The sequence below is a fragment of the Streptomyces sp. NPDC015171 genome (genome assembly GCF_043079545.1).
Taxonomy (GTDB): domain Bacteria; phylum Actinomycetota; class Actinomycetes; order Streptomycetales; family Streptomycetaceae; genus Streptomyces.
On sequence record NZ_JBIBUO010000007.1, the window covers coordinates 280113 to 297549 of the forward strand.

A 17437-nucleotide genomic window follows, 5' to 3' on the forward strand; every position below is an offset into this window, starting at 1 on the left:
TGCCACCCGCGGGTCGCGCCGCTCGGTGCGCCTAGCGCGCGCCCAGGTGCCGTTCCGCGAACTCCATCTCCAGTCTGACCTGCTTGATCCGCTCGTCGACCACCAGCGAGCCGTGCCCCGCGTCGTACCGGTACACCTCGTGGGCCGCGCCACGGCTCTCCAGCCGCTTGACGTAGTTGTCGATCTGGCGGATCGGGCAGCGCGGGTCGTTGACGCCCGCCGAGATGTAGACCGGGGCCTTGACCTGGTCGACGTAGGTCAGCGGGGAGGACGCCTCGAAGCGCTCCGGGACCTCCTCGGGGGTGCCGCCCAGCAGGGTGCGGTCCATGGCCTTCAGGGACTCCATCTCGTCGTGGTACGCCGTGACGTAGTCCGCGACCGGCACCACCCCGATGCCGAGGGCCCAGGCGTCCGGCTGGGTGCCGACGCCGAGGAGGGTGAGGTAGCCGCCCCAGGAGGCGCCGGTGAGGATCAGGCGGGCGGGGTCGGCGAGACCGGAGGAGACCGCCCAGTCGCGCACCGCGGCCACGTCCTCCAGTTCGATCAGACCGACCCGGTGCTTGAGGGCGTCGGTCCAGGCGCGGCCGTAGCCGGTGGAGCCGCGGTAGTTGACGCGGACCACCGCGTACCCGTGGTCGACCCAGGCGGCCGGGCCCGCGGCGAAGGAGTCGCTGTCGTGCCAGGTCGGGCCGCCGTGCAGATCGAAGACCGTGGGCAGCGGGCCGGTCGCGCCGGCCGGCTTCTGGACCAGCGCGTGGATACGGCCGCCGGGGCCCTCCACCCACACGTCCTCCACCGGCACCGAGGGCGGGCAGACCAGGCCGGGCGGGTCGAGCACCACGCCGCCGGCCGTGGAGCGCACCGCCGGGGGCTCGGCCGCCGACGACCACAGGAACTCCACGCTGCCGTCGGGCCGGGCGGTCGCGCCGGAGACCGTGCCGGGCGGGGTGGGGATGCGGGTCAGCTCGCGGTCCGCCAGGTCGTACCGGAACAGCTCGCTGCGGGCCTCGAAGCCGTGGACGACGAGCAGGGCCGAGCCGTCCGGATACCACTCGGCGCCGACGTCGCCCGGCAGCTCCAGGGCCAGGTCCGTCTCCGTGCCCGAGGCCACGTCCCACACCAGCGGCTCCCAGCGGCCCCGGCGCTGGTGGCCGATGAGCAGCCGGGTGTCGCCGTCGACCGGGGCGAAGCCCAGCACTTCGAGGCCCAGCTCCTCGGTGCCGCCCTTGGTGTCGTCCAGCTCGGCGACCGTCGTGCCGTCCTGGCGGAGCACCCGCAGGGCCGCGTGCATGGCGTCGCCGTGCTCGGTGTGCTCGATGGCGATCAGGGAGCCGTCGTGCGCGAGGTCGCCGACGCCGGCCGACTCGCGGTGCCGGTAGATCTCCACCGGGTCCGCGCCCGTGCGGGCCAGATGGATCGTCGTACCCTCCTCGTCCGTGGAGCGGCCGACGACCGCCGTGCGGCCGTCGCGGGACAGGGCGAGACCGGCCGGGTAGGACGGGTCGAGACCGGGCACGGCCGCCTCGTCCGGACCGCCGGCGAAGGGCTGGCGGCGCCAGATCCCGAACTCGTCGCCGTCCTTGTCGTCGAACCACCAGATCCACGCGCCGTCCGGGGAGAGCACGCCGTCCGTCGTGCCGTTCGGCCGGTCCGTCGCCTGCCGCTGCTCACCCGTCGCGCGGTCCCAGGCGTACAGCTCGTAGGTCCCCGTCGCGTTCGACACGAACAGGGAGCGGTCCGGCGCGTCCTGCGCCCAGTCGGGCAGCGAGACCCGCGGCGCCCGGAAGCGCTTCTCCCAGTCCGGCATGTCCGGTGTGTGCTGCGTGTTCGGCGTGCCGCCGCTCTCACTCATGGCCCCAGTCATGCGCCCATACTGCCTGGCCGCGACGACAATTGGGTGCCGGGTGTGCGCAGCCTGTGGATAACTTCCGTGTCCCGGGCCGCCCGGAGGCGCGCGCAAGGGCCGCCCCCCGGCCGGAGCGCGCGGCCGGGCGCCGTACCGTGGGGGTGTGTACCGCTTTCTGCTGACACCCCGCTGGTGGGGCATCAACGTTTTCGTGCTGCTCGCCATCCCCTTCTGCGTCTTCATGGGGTCGTGGCAGCTGAGCCGGTTCGAGGGCCGGGTGCAGGACCACCGCACCCTGACCGAGCAGGCCACCGCCGACCGGCACGAGGCCGCGCGCCCGCTGCGGTCGCTGCTGCCCGTCGACAAGAGCACCTCGGGGCGGCGGGCCAGCGCCACCGGGCGGTACGGCGAGCAGCTGCTGGTGCCCGGCCGGGAGCTTGACGGCAAGAACGGCTTCTACGTCCTCACCCTGCTGCGCACCGATTCCGGCAAGGCGCTGCCCGTGGTGCGGGGGTGGCTGCCGGGCACGGCGGACGCGGCCAAGGCTCCCGCGGCGCCCGCCGGGGAGGTCACCGTCACCGGTGCGCTGCAGGCGTCCGAGGCGCCGGGGGACAGCGGGCTCCCGGCCGGGCAGACGGCCGCGATCAGCTCGGCGTCGCTGGTGAACCTGGTGCCGTACAAGCTGTACGACGCGTGGATCACGCTGGACAAGGCCGATGCCGGGATGACGGCCGTGCCCGCCGCCGCGCCGCAGGGTTCGGGGCTCGATCTGAAGGCGTTCCAGAACCTCGGTTACACCGGCGAGTGGTTCGTCTTCGCCGGGTTCGTGGTGTTCATGTGGTTCCGGCTGATGCGGCGGGAGCTGGAGTTCCAGCGGGACGCCGCGCTGGGCCTGGTGCCGGAGGAAGAGGCGGCGAAGGAGCAGGCGGCGGTGGCGAGCCCGAGCGCCTGACCGGCGCCGGCAGTGGCCGGGGGCGTCCGGGGGCGGGTCTGACGCCCCACGGGCGCGTCAGACCCCGGCCAGCACCCCGGTGTAGTACACCGTCCCGGCGCACGCCCCCGGGACCACCGCCGTGGCCGTCGGTGCGCCGCCCTCCGCCGTGTGGGTGACCGCGACGCTGCCGTCGGCCGTGCCGTCCTCGGTGACCAGCTGGGTGGTCGTGCCCGTCGTCGCGCTGCCGGTGTCGGTCGAGCCGCCGGAGGCAGCCGGGTCCGGGGTGGTCGACGGATCCGGCGTCGCACCGCCCGTGTCGGAGCCTCCCGTGCTGCCGCCGCCGGTGGTGGGACAGGTCTCCGAGGGCACGAAGGCGAACTGCTCCACGTACGCCTCGCCGGGCTGCAGGACCAGCGTGGTGACTTCCAGGGACGGGTCGGGCAGCGAGGTCGCCGCGTCCCCGGCCGCGTGCCGGGCCGAGACGATCTTGGCCGGGTCGGCGGCGCCCTGGGCGACCGGCGTGACGGAACCCGCGCCGGCCACGGTGCAGGCGGCGCCCGAGGTGTTGGTGACGCGGAAGGTGCCGTAGACGACCCCGGCGGTGTCCGGGGCGTTGGCGGTGCCGGTGGCCGAGCCCAGCTGGGCCGCCGTGCACACCGGGGTGCCCGAGGACAGGGTGGCGGAGGGGTCGGCGCCGCCGGCGGAGCCGCCGCCGCTGGTGCCCTTCTGGTCCTTCTTGCCGCCCTTGCCGTGCTCCTTGCCCGGCTTGACCGACGTGCTCCCGTGGTCCTTCTCGCCGCCCTTGCCGACGTTCTTGTCCTTGCCCTGGCCGGTGCCGCCCTGGGCCTGGGAGGACTGGCCGGCCATGGCGGTGTTGGGGTCGGAGCCGCCGGCGTGCGAGACGTGCACGAGAGCGGGGATCGCGGTGCCGATGAACAGGGCCGCGGCGGCCATGCCGACCACCGCCTGCCGCTTGCGGGCGCGGCGTGCGGGGACGGCCCGGCGCAGATGCTCCAGGGTGCCGGTGCGCGGTTCGACGTCGTCGACCGCCGAGTGCAGCAGGCGGCGCAGGGCCAGCTCGTCCGAGCCGAGCCCGTCGAGTTCGTCGAGCCCGTCGCATCCGTCGAGTCCGTCGAGTCCGTCGATGCCCGGGCCGCGCCGCTCGGGGCCCTTGCCTTCGGGGCCGTGGTTCACAGTTCCGTTCCCAGCGTGCGATTGCGTGTGCTCTTGCCCGTCGCGCCCTGTCGGCTCGTGCCAGGCGTAGGGCTCGTGACGTTCATGGGAGTGGGGTTCATGGGAATGGCTGTCAGGGGAGTGGCGCTCACGGGGGTCACTGTCATGTGGATCGCCCTCCTCGGCGTTGCCGCTCATGCCGATGCCTCCATGACGACCCGCAGCGCCGCGATGCCCCGCGAGCCGTACGCCTTCACCGAGCCCAGGGATATGCCGAGCGTCTCGGCGACCTGGGCCTCGGTCATGTCCGCGAAGTAGCGCAGGACGAGGACCTCGCGCTGGCGGCGCTGGAGGCCCTTCATCGCCTTGATGAGGTCGCGGCGCTCCAGCTGGTCGTAGGCGCCCTCTTCCGCGCTCGCCATGTCGGGCATCGGCTTGGAGAGGAGCTTCAGGCCGAGGATGCGCCGGCGCAGCGTGGACCGGGAGAGGTTGACGACCGTCTGCCGCAGATAGGCGAGGGTCTTCTCGGGGTCGCGGACCCGCTTGCGCGCGGAGTGGACGCGGATGAAGGCCTCCTGGACGACGTCCTCGCAGGAGGCGGTGTCGTCGAGGAGGAGGGCGGCGAGACCCAGCAGCGAGCGGTAGTGCGCCCGGTAGGTCTCGGTGAGGTGGTCGACGGTCGTGCCGGCCGCCTCGGTCGCCACGGAGCCCGCGGAGTCCTCGGCGCCGTCACGCTGACTGGGAATGCGGGCGGGCCGCGCTGCGGGCATGGGCGCGATCACCGGCATGCCGCCGGGCGTGCGGGGCCGGAGCGCCGCACGGGGCCGCAGGGCCGTACCGCCGCGGGCCACACTGAGTTCGAGTACCTCTGCCACGCCAGTTGGACACGCTTCCCCCCTCCGGGGTTGTACGTGCCGGGCGTCACATGTGCGACAACCGGCCGTGCCTCAAGTGCCGTCATGCGTCCCGCTCTTCCCTTATGTCCCATTTGAACGGGCGTCCCCACGCCCCGATCACGGCGTCCCCACGCCAGGATCATCACGTCCCCAGGCCCCGCAAGGGTGACCGCAAAGACGCTCCCCGCCCTCCGTACGGTTGCGGAAGGCGGGGAGTGAAATCCTCTGTCAGCCCAGGGGGACGGTTCAAGTGGATTGGACCATGCTCCCGGCCACACTTCTTACACAGGTCCTACAAACCGCCTATGCGGGGCCGGTCGTCCCGGCCGCGACGAGTTCCGCGATCTGCACGCAGTTCAGCGCGGCGCCCTTGCGCAGGTTGTCGCCGCACACGAAGAGTTCGAGCGCGGTCGGGTCGTCCAGGGCCCGCCGCAGCCGGCCGACCCAGGTCGGGTCGGTGCCCACCACATCGGCGGGGGTGGGGAACTCGCCCGCGGCCGGATCGTCGCAGAGCACCACGCCCGGCGCGGTGGCGAGGATCTCGCGGGCGCCGTCGACGCCGACCTCGCGCTGGAAGCGGGCGTGGACGGTCAGCGAGTGGGTGGTGATCACCGGCACCCGCACACAGGTCACGGCGACCGGCAGCTTCGGCAGGCCGAGGATCTTCCGGGACTCGTCGCGGACCTTCATCTCCTCCGACGACCAGCCGTCCTCGCGCAGCGACCCGGCCCACGGGACGACATTGAGCGCGACCGGATCCGGGAACGGCCCGGTGTCGTCCCCGACGGCCCGCCGCACGTCCCCGGGGGTGGTGCCCAGCTCGGTTCCGGCGACCAGGGACAGCTGGGCGCGCAGCGTCTCCACACCGGCCCGCCCGGCCCCGCTCACCGCCTGGTACGAGGAGACCACCAGCTCCCGCAGCCCGAACTCGGCGTGCAGCGCGCCCAGGGCGACGATCATCGTCAGGGTCGTGCAGCCGGGGTTGGCGACGATCCCGCGCGGGCGGGACCGTACCGCGTGCGCGTTGACCTCGGGGACGACGAGCGGCACGTCCGGGTCCAGCCGGAAGGCGCCGGAGTTGTCGATCACGACGGCGCCGCGCGCCGCGGCGACCGGCGCCCATTCGGCGGCGACCTCGTCCGGGACGTCGAACAGCGCGATGTCGACCCCGGCGAAGGCGTCCTCCGTCAGGGCCGTCACCTCGACCTCCGCCCCGCGCACGGCCAGCTTGCGGCCGGCCGAGCGCGGGGAGGCGATCAGCCGGATCTCGCCCCAGATGTCCGCCCGCTGGGACAGGATCTGGAGCATGACCGCGCCGACGACTCCGGTCGCCCCCACGACCGCGAGCGTCGGCTTCCCGGTCGGTGCCATCAGCGGCCCGTGCCTCCGTACACGACGGCCTCGTCGGTGTCGGAGTCGAGCCCGAACGCGGTGTGCACGGCGCGCACCGCCTCCGGCACGTCGTCGGCGCGCGTGACGACCGAGATACGGATCTCGGAGGTGGAGATCAGCTCGATGTTCACACCCGCGTTGCTCAGCGCCTCGAAGAAGGAGGCGGTGACGCCCGGGTTGGTCTTCATACCGGCGCCGACCAGGGAGATCTTGCCGATCTGGTCGTCGTAGCGCAGCGAGTCGAAGCCGATGCCGGGACGGTTCTTCTCCAGCGCGTCGATGGCCTTGCGGCCCTCGGTCTTCGGCAGGGTGAAGGAGATGTCCGTCAGACCGGTGGAGGCGGCGGACACGTTCTGCACGACCATGTCGATGTTGATCTCGGCATCGGCGATGGTCCGGAAGATCGCGGCGGCCTCGCCCGGCTTGTCCGGCACACCGACGACCGTGACCTTGGCCTCGGAGGTGTCGTGCGCGACACCGGAGATGATCGCCTGCTCCACCTTCATGTCCCCAATCGGCTCACTGCTGACCCACGTGCCTTGCAGTCCGCTGAAGCTGGACCGGACGTGGATCGGGATGTTGTAGCGGCGGGCGTACTCCACACAGCGGTGGAGGAGCACCTTGGAGCCGGAGGCCGCCAGCTCCAGCATGTCCTCGAAGGAGATCCAGTCGATCTTCTTCGCCTTCTTCACCACGCGCGGGTCGGCGGTGAACACGCCGTCGACGTCGGTGTAGATCTCGCAGACCTCGGCGTCGAGCGCGGCGGCCAGTGCCACGGCCGTCGTGTCGGACCCACCGCGGCCGAGCGTGGTGATGTCCTTCTTGTCGGCGCTGACGCCCTGGAATCCGGCGACGATCGCGATGTTGCCCCTGTCCAGGGAGTCGCGGATCCGGCCCGGCGTGACGTCGATGATCCGGGCTTTGTTGTGGACCGAGTCGGTGATGACGCCTGCCTGGCTGCCGGTGAAGGACTGCGCCTCGTGGCCCAGGTTTTTGATCGCCATCGCCAGCAGCGCCATGGAGATCCGCTCTCCGGCGGTCAGCAGCATGTCGAATTCGCGCCCGGCAGGCATGGGAGAGACCTGCTCGGCGAGATCGATCAGCTCGTCCGTCGTGTCGCCCATCGCGGAAACGACGACGACAACCTGGTTGCCGTTCTTCTTCGCTTCCACGATCCGCTTGGCGACGCGCTTGATGCCCTCGGCATCGGCTACGGAGGAGCCTCCGTACTTCTGCACGACAAGGCCCACGTGCGCTCCTCGCTCGGTTCGTTTATGTCGGCTCAGTCTAACGAGCGTCCGAATTCCACCGCCCTGCTCCCGCATGGTGAGACATGCGGCACCGGGCCGGCGGGCCCTCGGACGCCCGCGTCCGGCACCTGCCCAGCCTCCGCCGTACCACGCGGGAAAGTGCCCCGGGTCACAGTCACGGCCGCCCGGCGGCGGCTACTTCCCCTGCCGGATTCCCAGCGGGGTGCCGATCTCCTCGGCCATGACCCGGCCCGCCTCGAACTCCAGGGTCTCGTCGCCCATGGTGGTCTGGTCCGTGTCGAGGCCGTCCAGCTCCTCCAGGGGCTGGTTCAGGCGGACGTGGATGAGGACGGACTGCAGCGCGCGCAGCACCGCGGAGGCGGTGGAGCCCCAGTTGGAGAAGTAGGAGAACTGCCACCACCACAGGGCCTCGGTGGTGCGGCCCGCCCGGTAGTGGGCCATGCCGTGCCTCAGGTCGGTGATGATGTCGGCGAGATCGTCGGAGATCCGGGCCGGCACCGGGAGCCTGCGCGGCTCGTACGGGTCGAAGACCTCCGAGTAGACGTCGACCGGCTCCAGCAGCCGGGCGAAGTTCTCCCGCAGCTCGTCCACGTCCGGCTCGGGGCCCAGGTCGGGCTCGTAGCGCTCGTCGGGAACGATGTCCTCATGGGCGCCGAGACGGCCGCCGGCCAGCAGGAGCTGGGAGACCTCCAGGAGGAGGAAGGGGACCGTCGAGCCGGGCTCGTCCCCTCTCGCCACCTCCGTGACGGCCACCAGGAAGCTCTCGACCTGGTCCGCGACCTGGACCGCGAAGTCGTCCGGGTTCTGCGACGAGGCGTGCAGCGTGGCGTCAGACATCTAGGAGTCGTCTCCCCTCGAAGGCGCGGCCGAGGGTCACCTCGTCCGCGTATTCCAGGTCGCCACCCACCGGGAGGCCGCTGGCCAGGCGGGTGACCTTCAGGCCCATGGGCTTGATCATGCGGGCGAGGTACGTCGCCGTCGCCTCGCCTTCCAGATTCGGGTCCGTGGCCAGGATCAGCTCCGTGACCGTCCCGTCGGCCAACCGTGCGAGAAGTTCCCGTATACGCAGGTCGTCGGGACCCACGCCCTCGATCGGGCTGATCGCGCCGCCGAGCACGTGGTAGCGGCCCCGGAACTCGCGGGTGCGCTCGATGGCGACGACGTCCTTCGGCTCCTCCACCACGCAGATGACGGAGGGGTCGCGGCGCGGGTCGCGGCAGATGCCGCACAGCTCCTCCTGCGCCACGTTGCCGCAGGTCGCACAGAAGCGGACCTTCGCCTTCACCTCCAGGAGCGCCTGCGCGAGCCGCTTCACGTCCGTCGGCTCGGCCTGCAGGATGTGGAAGGCGATCCGCTGCGCGCTCTTGGGACCGACGCCGGGCAGCCGCCCCAGCTCGTCGATGAGGTCCTGGACCACGCCTTCGTACAACGGATTGCCCTTCCTGGAGACCTTTCGGTACGTACGGTAGTCGGCTCGCGCCCTCGCCCGGAAGGCGGCGGCGTCAGAACGGCAGACCCGGGATGCCGCTGCCGCCGCCGAGCCCCTGGGCCAGCGGGCCGAGCTTCTGCTGCTGGAGCGCCTGCGCGTTCTCGTTGGCCGCCTGGACGGCCGCGACGACCAGGTCGGCGAGGGTCTCGGTGTCCTCCGGGTCCACCGCCTTGGGGTCGATCTTCAGGGAGCGCAGTTCACCGGCACCGGTCACGGTGGCCGTCACCAGGCCGCCGCCGGCCTGCCCGTCGACCTCCGTGTCCGCCAGTTCCTCCTGCGCCCGCTGCAGGTCCTGCTGCATCTTCTGGGCCTGCTGGAGCAACTGCTGCATGTTGGGCTGGCCACCGGGGATCACGATCAGCTCCTCGCGTCTTCCGCGTCGTCGTCCGTCGTCGGATCCGACGCTGTTCTCCGTCGTCAACGAGCCTACGTGGTCCACGCGGCCACTGCCCCGCCACTCTTTCGAGTGAGAATGACGAGTGGCCTATACCTGATCAAGGCCCTCTTCCGGGCGGAAAAGTCGGGAAAGCTCCCTCTCCGCCACCCATTGGGCGGTAGGAAGGTGCCCGCGCGTCGGCATGGAATGTCACGCAACGTGACCGGTCGTGATCAGTAGGGAGTGCCGGGTGGGTCAGCCGGAGATGCAGCCCGAGGGTCCGCCTCAGGACGGGCGGGGCGAGGGTGCGGCCGGTCTGCGGCCGGGCGATCTGACCGGGCGGTCCTTCCCGCTCGGGGACTGGGGCGAGCCCGCGGAGCGGCTGGACGAGCTGTACCGGTGGGTGGAGCGGCGGGCCCTGGAGACGGCGGCCTGGTATCTGCGGGACCGGGTCTGGAAGCGGCGCGGGGCGCGCGTGCTGCGGGTCGGGGCGGCCTCCGGTGCGGTGGCCGGGGCGGCGCTGCCCCTGCTGGATCTCACCGGGGCGGCCGGCGGAGCGGCCCCCTGGGGCTGCCCGGCGGTGCTGCTCGCGGTCGCCTGCGTCGGCATCGACCGGTACTTCGGGGTCACGTCCGGCTGGATGAGGGACGTCGCCACCGCACAGGCGGTGCAGCGCAGGCTCCAGGCGCTCCAGTTCGACTGGGCGTCGGAGAGCGTGCGGGAGGTGCTGGGCCCGGCGGAGGGCACGGCGAGCGAGGCGGCCGAGCGGTGCCTTTCGGTGCTGCGGCGCTTCTCGGAGGACATCACGGAGCTGGTCCGCACGGAGACGACGGACTGGATGGTGGAGTTCCGGACGGGTTCGGCGCCGCTGGGCATCCAGACGGCGGTGGCGTCGGTGCCGCGGCAGGAGGCCGGGGGCGCGGCGGGCCGCTTCCCCCTGCCGCCGGCGAACGGGAGCCGCCCGAACATGCCCCGGCAACGGCCGCCGGAGCCGCGCTAGCCGCGCGGTCCCGAGGTCCACGCGGGCCCGGGGGCACACGGGCCCGGGGTCACGCGGGCCCGGGGCCACGCGCACAGCTCGCGGCCGGGGTGCCGGCCGCAGGACGCTCACCGCCTGGTGTACGTCAGGCTCTCCCCGCCGCCGGCTTTCGCCCGCTTCAGCCGACCGTCCGGCAGCAGCGTGACCTCGGTGGCCTCACCCGGGGTGCAGGCCGAGGCGGGCTCGCCGCTGGTGACCAAGGACGGTCCGATCTCCAGCGGGCCGCCGCTGCCGGGCCGTTCGGCGAGATTCGCCGCGAAGACACAGTGGTACGACCCGCCGCCGTCGGTGGGGCCGTCCGCGACCAGCGTCAGCACCGGCTCGCCCACCCCGCCCTGGCGGATGGTCAGTTCGCGGGTGTTCGTTCCGCTCGCGTTGTCGAGGCTCGTCCGCCAGGTGCCCAGATAGCCGGCCGGGATCGTCCCGGGCGTGGCGGAGGCGGACGGGGAGGGCGCCGAGCCGGTCGGCGTGGGACCGCCGGAGCCGGCCGGCGAGCCGGCGGAGGCGGTGGGCGCCGGGCCGCCGCCCCGCTCCTCGGTGCCGCCGCCCTTCGTCATCAGCGCGTACACCGAACCGCCCGCGCCCAGCGCCACGACCAGCGCGACCACGATGAGCAGCGCGGTGGACCGCGGGTTGCGCGGCTCCGGCTCCCCGGGCGCACCGACGGTCGTCGGCCCGTAGGGCGGGGTGGATCCGAGCCCGCCGCCGGCGTACGGGTTGTACGGCTGCGGTCCCCCGCCCCAGGCACCGCCGCCGGCCTGCTGCGGGAACCCGTAGGCGGCGTGCTGGGGCGGCTGCTGCCGGGACGGCTGCGGGTACTGCTGGGGTGGCTGTGACGGCAGCTGGGGGAGGTGCGGGTGCTGCTGGGGGTACGCGGCGTTCCCGTACGCCGCTCCCGGCGCGGCCCCGAATGCGGGAGGCGCCTGCGGCGCGCGGGGCGGCTGAGTCCGGGCGGGGGCGGCGGCGGGCGGCCGGCGGTCCCCGGCCGGCCCTCCGTCGGACACGGCGGCGTGCTCGGGCGACCCCCCGCCTCCCGCGACGGACCGCCCGGCCGCACCGACAGCGGCACCGGCCCCGGCACCCGCCGACGGCGCGTCGGCCCCCGGCGCCGAAGAACCCCCCTCCGGGTTCTCGACCTCCAGCAGCTGTACGGCGTGTCTGCCGAGCTGGGCGACCAGGGAGCCGGGCAGCCAGGGGTCCCGGGAGCGCCCCTCGGCCACGGTGTCCTCCACCCCGGTCCGCTCCAGGATCGTGTCCAGCGAGGGCCGGGCCGCCGGGTCCTTGCGCAGGCAGTCCCGCACCAGGTCGGCCATCCCCTCCGGCACCCCGGTCAGGTCCGGCTCCTCCTGGGCTATGCGGAACATCAGCGCGTGCGCCCCGCTGTCGGCGTTGCCGAAGGGCAGCGCCCCGGTCGCAGCGTAGGCGAGCACGGACCCGAGGCAGAACACGTCGCAGGCCGGCGTGATCCGGTCGCCCCGCACCTGCTCGGGCGCCATGAAGCCGGGCGACCCGACGAGCGACCCGGTCCGGGTGAGCCCCTCCCCGCCGGCGGCCGTCGTCTCCAGCGCCCGCGCGATCCCGAAGTCGATCACGCGGGGCCCGTCGATGGTCACCAGCACGTTCGACGGCTTGAGGTCCCGGTGCACGATCCCGGCCGCGTGGATGTCCTTCAGCGCGTGCGCGAGCCCCGCCGCCAGGATCCGCACCGACCGCTCGGGCAGCGCCCCGTGGTCCTGCCCGACGACCTGGTGCAGGCTCGGCCCGGCCACGTACCCGGTCGCCACCCACGGCACGGCCGCCTCGGGGTCGGCGCCCAGCACGGGTGCCGTCCAGTACCCGCCGACCCGCCGCGCGGCCCGCACCTCCTGCCGGAACCGCGCCCGGAACTCCTCCTGCTCGGCCAGCTCCCGGCGGACGAGCTTCACGGCGACGGTCCGCCCCCGGTCCGAGCGGGCCAGATAGACGTGTCCCATGCCGCCCGCGCCGAGCCGCGCCAGCAGCCGGTAGGACCCGATCTGCTGTGGATCCCCCGGTCCCAGCTTCTCCATCCCCGCGCCGCCTTCCCCCCCATAGGTCTGCACCGACCGAGAATAGTGTGGTGATACGACCGCTGGCCCGGGCCTGTGTCTACGGTTCCGTAACGGGCCCGCCTGTGGACAACCTGTCGCGGATTCCTCCCGTCCACGGAACAAGACGCCGATGTCGCTTCCGCATCGCGGACATTTACCCTCACCGGCATGACCCCTCAGCCCACCAGCCCCGAAGCCGGCGCCGCAGTGAAGGCCGCGGACCGTGCGCACGTCTTCCACTCCTGGTCCGCCCAGGACCTCATCGACCCGCTCGCCGTCGCCGGCGCCGAGGGGTCGTACTTCTGGGACTACGACGGCAACCGGTACCTGGACTTCACCAGCGGACTCGTCTTCACCAACATCGGCTACCAGCACCCCAAGGTCGTCGCGGCGATCCAGGAGCAGGCCGCGAGGATGACGACGTTCGCGCCCGCGTTCGCCGTCGAGGCGCGCTCGGAGGCGGCCCGGCTGATCGCCGAGCGGACCCCCGGCGACCTGGACAAGATCTTCTTCACCAACGGCGGCGCCGACGCCGTCGAGCACGCGGTGCGCATGGCCCGGCTGCACACGGGCCGCACCAAGGTGCTCTCGGCGTACCGCTCGTACCACGGCGGCACCCAGCAGGCCGTCAACCTCACCGGCGACCCGCGGCGCTGGGCCTCCGACAGCGGCGCGGCCGGTGTCGTCCGCTTCTGGGCGCCCTTCCTCTACCGCTCCCGCTTCTACGCCGAGACCGAGGAGCAGGAGACCGCGCGGGCCCTGGAGCACCTGGAGACGACGATCGCCTTCGAGGGCCCGGGGACGATCGCCGCGATCATCCTGGAGACCGTGCCCGGCACCGCCGGGATCATGGTCCCGCCGCCGGGCTATCTGGCCGGGGTGCGCGAGCTGTGCGACAAGTACGGGATCGTCTTCGTCCTGGACGAGGTCATGGCCGGCTTCGGCCGCACCGGTGAGTGGTTCGCCGCCGACCTGTTCGGTGTCGTACCGGACCTGATGACCTTCGCCAAGGGCGTGAACTCGGGTTATGTGCCGCTCGGTGGTGTGGCCGTCTCGGGGAAGATCGCGGAGACCTTCGGCAAGCGCCCGTACCCCGGCGGTCTCACCTACTCCGGGCACCCGCTCGCCTGCGCCGCCGCCGTCGCCACGATCAACGTGATGGCGGAGGAGGGCGTGGTCGACAACGCCAGGCGGCTCGGCGAGAGCGTCGTCGGCCCCGGCCTCGCGGAGCTGGCCGAGCGGCACCCGAGCGTCGGCGAGGTGCGCGGCGTCGGCATGTTCTGGGCGCTGGACCTGGTGAAGAACCGGGAGACCCGGGAGCCGCTGGTGCCGTACAACGCGGCCGGCGAGGCCAACGCCCCCATGGCCGCGTTCGCCGCCGCCGCCAAGAAGCACGGCGTGTGGCCCTTCGTGAACATGAACCGCACGCACGTCGTCCCGCCGTGCAACGTCACCGAGGCCGAGCTGAAGGAGGGCCTGGCCGCGCTCGACGCCGCCCTGGCCGTGGCGGACGAATACACCGTGTGACGATCCGCGCGGGACGTCACGGGGCGTGAGCGAACCACGGCTGCCGCCCCGCCGATCCGAACGCGTAAGGTGACGTGCTCGTAGGAAGAGGTACGCGCGGGGATCGCGCGTACGTACGAGTACGTCACCCGGACGTGTGAGGAGAGGCACGCACCATGCCCGGCAACGGCACCGTGACGCGCAGCACCCTGCGCCAGCAGATCGCGGACGCGCTCCGTGACGAGGTGCTGGCGGGGCGGCTGCGTCCGGGCCGGGCGTTCACCGTCAAGGAGATCGCCGACCAGTACGGCGTCTCGGCCACGCCCGTCCGCGAGGCGCTGGTCGACCTGTCGGCGCAGGGCATCCTTGAGGCGGACCAGCACCGCGGGTTCCGGGTGCCCGAGTACTCGGTCACCGACTACCGGAACATGATCGAGGCCCGCATCCTGGTCACCGACGGCATGTTCCAGGCCCTCACCGCCGGCCACCCGGCCTTCGCCACCCCGCCGGACGATCCGCGCACCGCCGCGGCCCTGGCCACCGTGCGCCGCCGCGGCGAGGAGGCCCAGCGGGCCGCGACCGCGGGCGACCTCACCGTCCTCATCGGCTACGACCTGCGGTTCTGGCGGGAGCTGAGCGCCCTGTTCGGCAACCCCTACCTCGGCGACTTCCTGCACCGGCTGCGCGTGCAGTCCTGGGTCTGCGCGGTGCAGCACCTGCTCCGGCTGCCCGATCTGCGCGGCCGGCTCTGGGCCGGGCACACCGAGCTGGTGGACGCGCTGGCCCGGCGCGAGGCCGAGACCGCCCGCGCGATCGTCACCGACGCCAACGCCCACTCGCTGGCCCTGCTGGAACACCTGACCAACGGGTAAGTGAGCGATACGGCCCGTACAGGGGGGAGCCTCCCCGGGCCGGTACGGACTACCCTTCCCTGACCACATGCTGCCGTGCGTGATCACGCGCCTGCCGATGCGAGGAGCCCTCTTTTGGCCTGTGACCTGTGGCTGGTACCGCTCGTGGACGTGTTGTGCCACACCCCGGACAACCCCTTCGCCGAGGAACTCGCGCAGTACAACAAGGCCCTGGCCGAGGCCGGCCTGCCGCCGGTGCCGGTGTACCAGTACATGCCGGGCCTGTCCGGGGACGTCGCCCCGGTGGCCGGCTTCGACTACGACGCCCTGCACTTCCTGCGCCGGGTCTACCTGTTGCAGGTGTGCGGACTGCCGGTGACGCCGGTGGACGAGCTCGGCGGCGACTACGAGCAGCTGCTGGAGATGTTCGAGTCCACGGCCCAGCAGTCCCACCTGGTCTGGCACTACGACCACGCGGGCGCGTACGTCCCCGTGGACTTCCCGCACCCGCTGTCCAACGAGGAACTCCTCGCGGGCGGCGGCCCGTTGGGCTCGGCGCAGAGCCTGCTGCGGGAACTGCAGTACGTGGCACCGTCGATCGGCATCGACCCCGCCAACCCCCCGGCGGCCCCGACCCCTCCGGCGGCCCCGACCGAGCTGGAGGAGCCGGCCGTCCCGGCGCCGTACGACCCGAGCCCGTTCGCCCGCGAACGCCACGTCTGGCTGGGCCTGCACGCCGCCGCGACCCGCTCCCTCGCCCAGGGCTCGATGATCGTCTTCAGCTGACGCGACCGCGCTGCGGCGGGGCGGTACCGCCTTCCGCACCGCCGCGGCGAAGTACCCGCCGGACCGGGTGAGGCGTCACGCACAGGTGTCGGCCCGTGTCGAGCAGACGGCCCCGGGAGAACGTGCGACGCCGCCGGGAGGAGCCGGCCGAAGGACCGCCTGGACGGTGAGCGGAGCGAGCGGCTCGCACCGCAGCGGCGGCGCGCGCTACGCCTGGAGGCCGGGCGGGCGGCCGATGAGGCGGATGGACGGGGGCCACAGGACGCCGCTCGCCAGCAGCAGGGCGGGGCCGAGGTGTACCGGGCACACGAGCAGCGGGGGCCTGTTGTGCCGGGCCACCTCGAAGACGGCCGGGTCGGAGCAGTCCGTGCCCTCGGCCCGGTGGCCCTCACCGCCGTACGGTCCCCGGCATGGCGACTTCCGGAGGTCGCTCATCTACCGATTGTCTCCGCGCGGGACGCGGAAACGCCCGCCGATCTAGCCCGAGGGCCGGTCGGCGGGCGTCCGTGCGCGGTGCCTACAGGAACGAGTTGATCTCGATCGTCTCGTCGCGGCCCGGGCCCACGCCGATCGCGGAGATCGGGGCGCCGGACATCTCCTCCAGCGCCTTGACGTAGTTCTGCGCGTTCTTCGGCAGGTCGGAGAAGGACTTCGCCTTGGTGATGTCCTCGGACCAGCCGGGCAGCGTCTCGTAGACCGGCTTCGCGTGGTGGAAGTCCGACTGCGAGTACGGCAGCTCCTCGACGCGCTTGCCGTCGATCTCGTACGCCACGCAGACCGGGATCTGCTCCCAGCCGGTGAGCACGTCCAGCTTGGTGAGGAAGAAGTCGGTCAGGCCGTTCACGCGGGTCGCGTAGCGGGCGATGACCGCGTCGAACCAGCCGCAGCGACGGTCACGGCCGGTCGTCACGCCCCGCTCGCCGCCGATCCGGCGCAGGGCCTCGCCGTCCTCGTCGAAGAGCTCCGTGGGGAACGGGCCGGCGCCGACCCGGGTCGTGTAGGCCTTGAGGATGCCGATGACCCGGCTGATCTTCGTCGGGCCCACGCCGGCGCCGGTGCAGGCGCCGCCCGCGGTCGGGTTCGAGGAGGTGACGAAGGGGTACGTGCCGTGGTCGATGTCGAGCAGGGTGCCCTGGCCGCCCTCGAACAGGACGACCTTGTCGTCCTCCAGGGCCTGGTTCAGGACCAGCACCGTGTCGGCGACGTACGGCTTGATCTGCTCGGCGTAGCCCAGCAGCTCCTCGACCACCTGGTCGACCGCGATCGCGCGCCGGTTGTAGAGCTTGGTGAGGACCTGGTTCTTGACGTCGAGAGCCGCCTCGACCTTCTGCGTCAGGATCGACTCGTCGTAGAGGTCCTGGACCCGGATGCCGACGCGGTTGATCTTGTCCGCGTAGGTCGGGCCGATGCCGCGGCCGGTCGTACCGATCTTGCGCTTGCCGAGGAAGCGTTCCGTCACCTTGTCGACGGTCACGTTGTACGGCGTGATGATGTGCGCGTTACCGCTGAGCAGGAGCTTGGACGTGTCGACGCCACGCTCGTTCAGACCGCTCAGCTCGGAGAGCAGGACCGACGGGTCGACGACGACGCCGTTGCCGATGACCGGAACACATGTGGGCGAGAGGATTCCGGAAGGGAGCAGGTGCAGTGCGTACTTCTGGTCGCCCACGACGACCGTGTGGCCGGCGTTGTTGCCGCCCTGATAGCGCACTACATAGTCGACGGAACCACCGAGCAGGTCCGTCGCCTTTCCCTTGCCTTCGTCACCCCACTGAGCACCGAGCAGCACAAGTGCGGGCACGCGCGTAC

At 72.5% G+C, this 17437-nt stretch carries 16 protein-coding genes; 5 read left to right on the top strand and 11 right to left on the bottom strand.

The genetic code is table 11. The features are described 5' to 3' along the window. Positions 1–31: 31 nt before the first annotated feature. Complete coding sequence (locus tag ACF073_RS21375; protein ID WP_392072185.1) at positions 32–1852, bottom strand: prolyl oligopeptidase family serine peptidase; 1821 nt, start codon at positions 1850–1852, stop codon at positions 32–34. 157 nt (positions 1853–2009) lie between these two features. Between ACF073_RS21375 and ACF073_RS21380 the strand changes: the two genes are divergently transcribed. Then, entirely contained in the window at positions 2010–2798 is a 789-nt protein-coding gene (locus ACF073_RS21380; protein WP_392072187.1) for an SURF1 family protein, read from the top strand. A gap of 57 nt (positions 2799–2855) precedes the next feature. Here ACF073_RS21380 and ACF073_RS21385 read toward each other — a convergent pair whose 3' ends face one another. The 7 genes from ACF073_RS21385 to ACF073_RS21415 form a co-directional block, all read right to left on the bottom strand. After that, complete coding sequence (locus tag ACF073_RS21385) at positions 2856–3974, bottom strand: hypothetical protein (protein WP_392072188.1); 1119 nt, start codon at positions 3972–3974, stop codon at positions 2856–2858. Between the two features lie 173 nt (positions 3975–4147). Continuing rightward, complete coding sequence (locus tag ACF073_RS21390) at positions 4148–4828, bottom strand: SigE family RNA polymerase sigma factor (RefSeq protein ID WP_392072190.1); 681 nt, start codon at positions 4826–4828, stop codon at positions 4148–4150. 324 nt (positions 4829–5152) lie between these two features. Further along, positions 5153–6220, bottom strand: coding sequence for an aspartate-semialdehyde dehydrogenase (locus ACF073_RS21395; RefSeq protein ID WP_392072192.1), 1068 nt, complete (start codon positions 6218–6220; stop codon positions 5153–5155). Continuing rightward, a complete protein-coding gene (locus tag ACF073_RS21400; RefSeq protein ID WP_392072194.1) occupies positions 6220–7491 on the bottom strand; it encodes an aspartate kinase in 1272 nt (423 codons plus the stop codon). The genes ACF073_RS21395 and ACF073_RS21400 overlap by 1 nt, the downstream gene beginning before the upstream one ends. Positions 7492–7686: 195 nt before the next feature. Then, positions 7687–8349 (bottom strand): DUF5063 domain-containing protein, encoded by a 663-nt coding sequence (locus tag ACF073_RS21405; RefSeq protein WP_392072195.1) that lies wholly within the window; start codon positions 8347–8349, stop codon positions 7687–7689. Continuing rightward, entirely contained in the window at positions 8342–8941 is a 600-nt protein-coding gene (gene recR / locus ACF073_RS21410; RefSeq protein ID WP_030342446.1) for a recombination mediator RecR, read from the bottom strand. Before recR ends, ACF073_RS21405 begins: the two co-directional genes overlap by 8 nt. A 73-nt stretch (positions 8942–9014) precedes the next feature. Next, complete coding sequence (locus ACF073_RS21415; protein ID WP_392072198.1) at positions 9015–9356, bottom strand: YbaB/EbfC family nucleoid-associated protein; 342 nt, start codon at positions 9354–9356, stop codon at positions 9015–9017. A 271-nt stretch (positions 9357–9627) separates the two neighbouring features. On the opposite strand from ACF073_RS21415, the gene ACF073_RS21420 reads away from it, so the two are divergent. After that, positions 9628–10377, top strand: a complete 750-nt coding sequence (locus ACF073_RS21420) for an SLATT domain-containing protein (RefSeq protein ID WP_392072199.1) — start codon at positions 9628–9630, stop codon at positions 10375–10377. Between the two features lie 107 nt (positions 10378–10484). On the opposite strand, the gene ACF073_RS21425 is transcribed toward ACF073_RS21420, so the two are convergent. Beyond that, positions 10485–12464, bottom strand: coding sequence for a serine/threonine-protein kinase (locus ACF073_RS21425; protein ID WP_392072472.1), 1980 nt, complete (start codon positions 12462–12464; stop codon positions 10485–10487). Positions 12465–12653: 189 nt separating this feature from the next. Between ACF073_RS21425 and ACF073_RS21430 the strand changes: the two genes are divergently transcribed. From ACF073_RS21430 to ACF073_RS21440, 3 genes are all read left to right on the top strand, one after another. Continuing rightward, positions 12654–14012, top strand: coding sequence for an aspartate aminotransferase family protein (locus ACF073_RS21430; protein WP_392072201.1), 1359 nt, complete (start codon positions 12654–12656; stop codon positions 14010–14012). Positions 14013–14167: 155 nt separating this feature from the next. Then, positions 14168–14863 carry a GntR family transcriptional regulator gene (locus ACF073_RS21435; RefSeq protein ID WP_392072204.1) on the top strand — a complete coding sequence of 232 codons (696 nt, stop codon included), beginning with the start codon at positions 14168–14170 and terminating at the stop codon, positions 14861–14863. A 114-nt stretch (positions 14864–14977) separates the two neighbouring features. Beyond that, positions 14978–15628, top strand: coding sequence for a hypothetical protein (locus ACF073_RS21440; protein WP_392072206.1), 651 nt, complete (start codon positions 14978–14980; stop codon positions 15626–15628). A 207-nt stretch (positions 15629–15835) separates the two neighbouring features. On the opposite strand, the gene ACF073_RS21445 is transcribed toward ACF073_RS21440, so the two are convergent. Together ACF073_RS21445 and ACF073_RS21450 are read right to left on the bottom strand one after the other, a co-directional pair. Further along, positions 15836–16063: a hypothetical protein gene (locus ACF073_RS21445; RefSeq protein ID WP_392072208.1), complete on the bottom strand. Its 228-nt coding sequence runs from the start codon at positions 16061–16063 to the stop codon at positions 15836–15838. An 82-nt stretch (positions 16064–16145) separates the two neighbouring features. Continuing rightward, complete coding sequence (locus ACF073_RS21450) at positions 16146–17429, bottom strand: adenylosuccinate synthase (RefSeq protein WP_392072209.1); 1284 nt, start codon at positions 17427–17429, stop codon at positions 16146–16148. Positions 17430–17437 lie beyond the last annotated feature (8 nt).

Coding starts and splice junctions, on each gene's coding strand:
- ACF073_RS21405 (WP_392072195.1), bottom strand. CDS start 8,349: ATGTCTGACGCCACGCTGCACGCCTCGTCGCAGAACCCGGACGACTTC.
- ACF073_RS21395 (WP_392072192.1), bottom strand. CDS start 6,220: ATGGCACCGACCGGGAAGCCGACGCTCGCGGTCGTGGGGGCGACCGGA.
- ACF073_RS21435 (WP_392072204.1), top strand. CDS start 14,168: ATGCCCGGCAACGGCACCGTGACGCGCAGCACCCTGCGCCAGCAGATC.
- ACF073_RS21375 (WP_392072185.1), bottom strand. CDS start 1,852: ATGAGTGAGAGCGGCGGCACGCCGAACACGCAGCACACACCGGACATG.
- ACF073_RS21425 (WP_392072472.1), bottom strand. CDS start 12,464: ATGGAGAAGCTGGGACCGGGGGATCCACAGCAGATCGGGTCCTACCGG.
- ACF073_RS21430 (WP_392072201.1), top strand. CDS start 12,654: ATGACCCCTCAGCCCACCAGCCCCGAAGCCGGCGCCGCAGTGAAGGCC.
- ACF073_RS21445 (WP_392072208.1), bottom strand. CDS start 16,063: ATGAGCGACCTCCGGAAGTCGCCATGCCGGGGACCGTACGGCGGTGAG.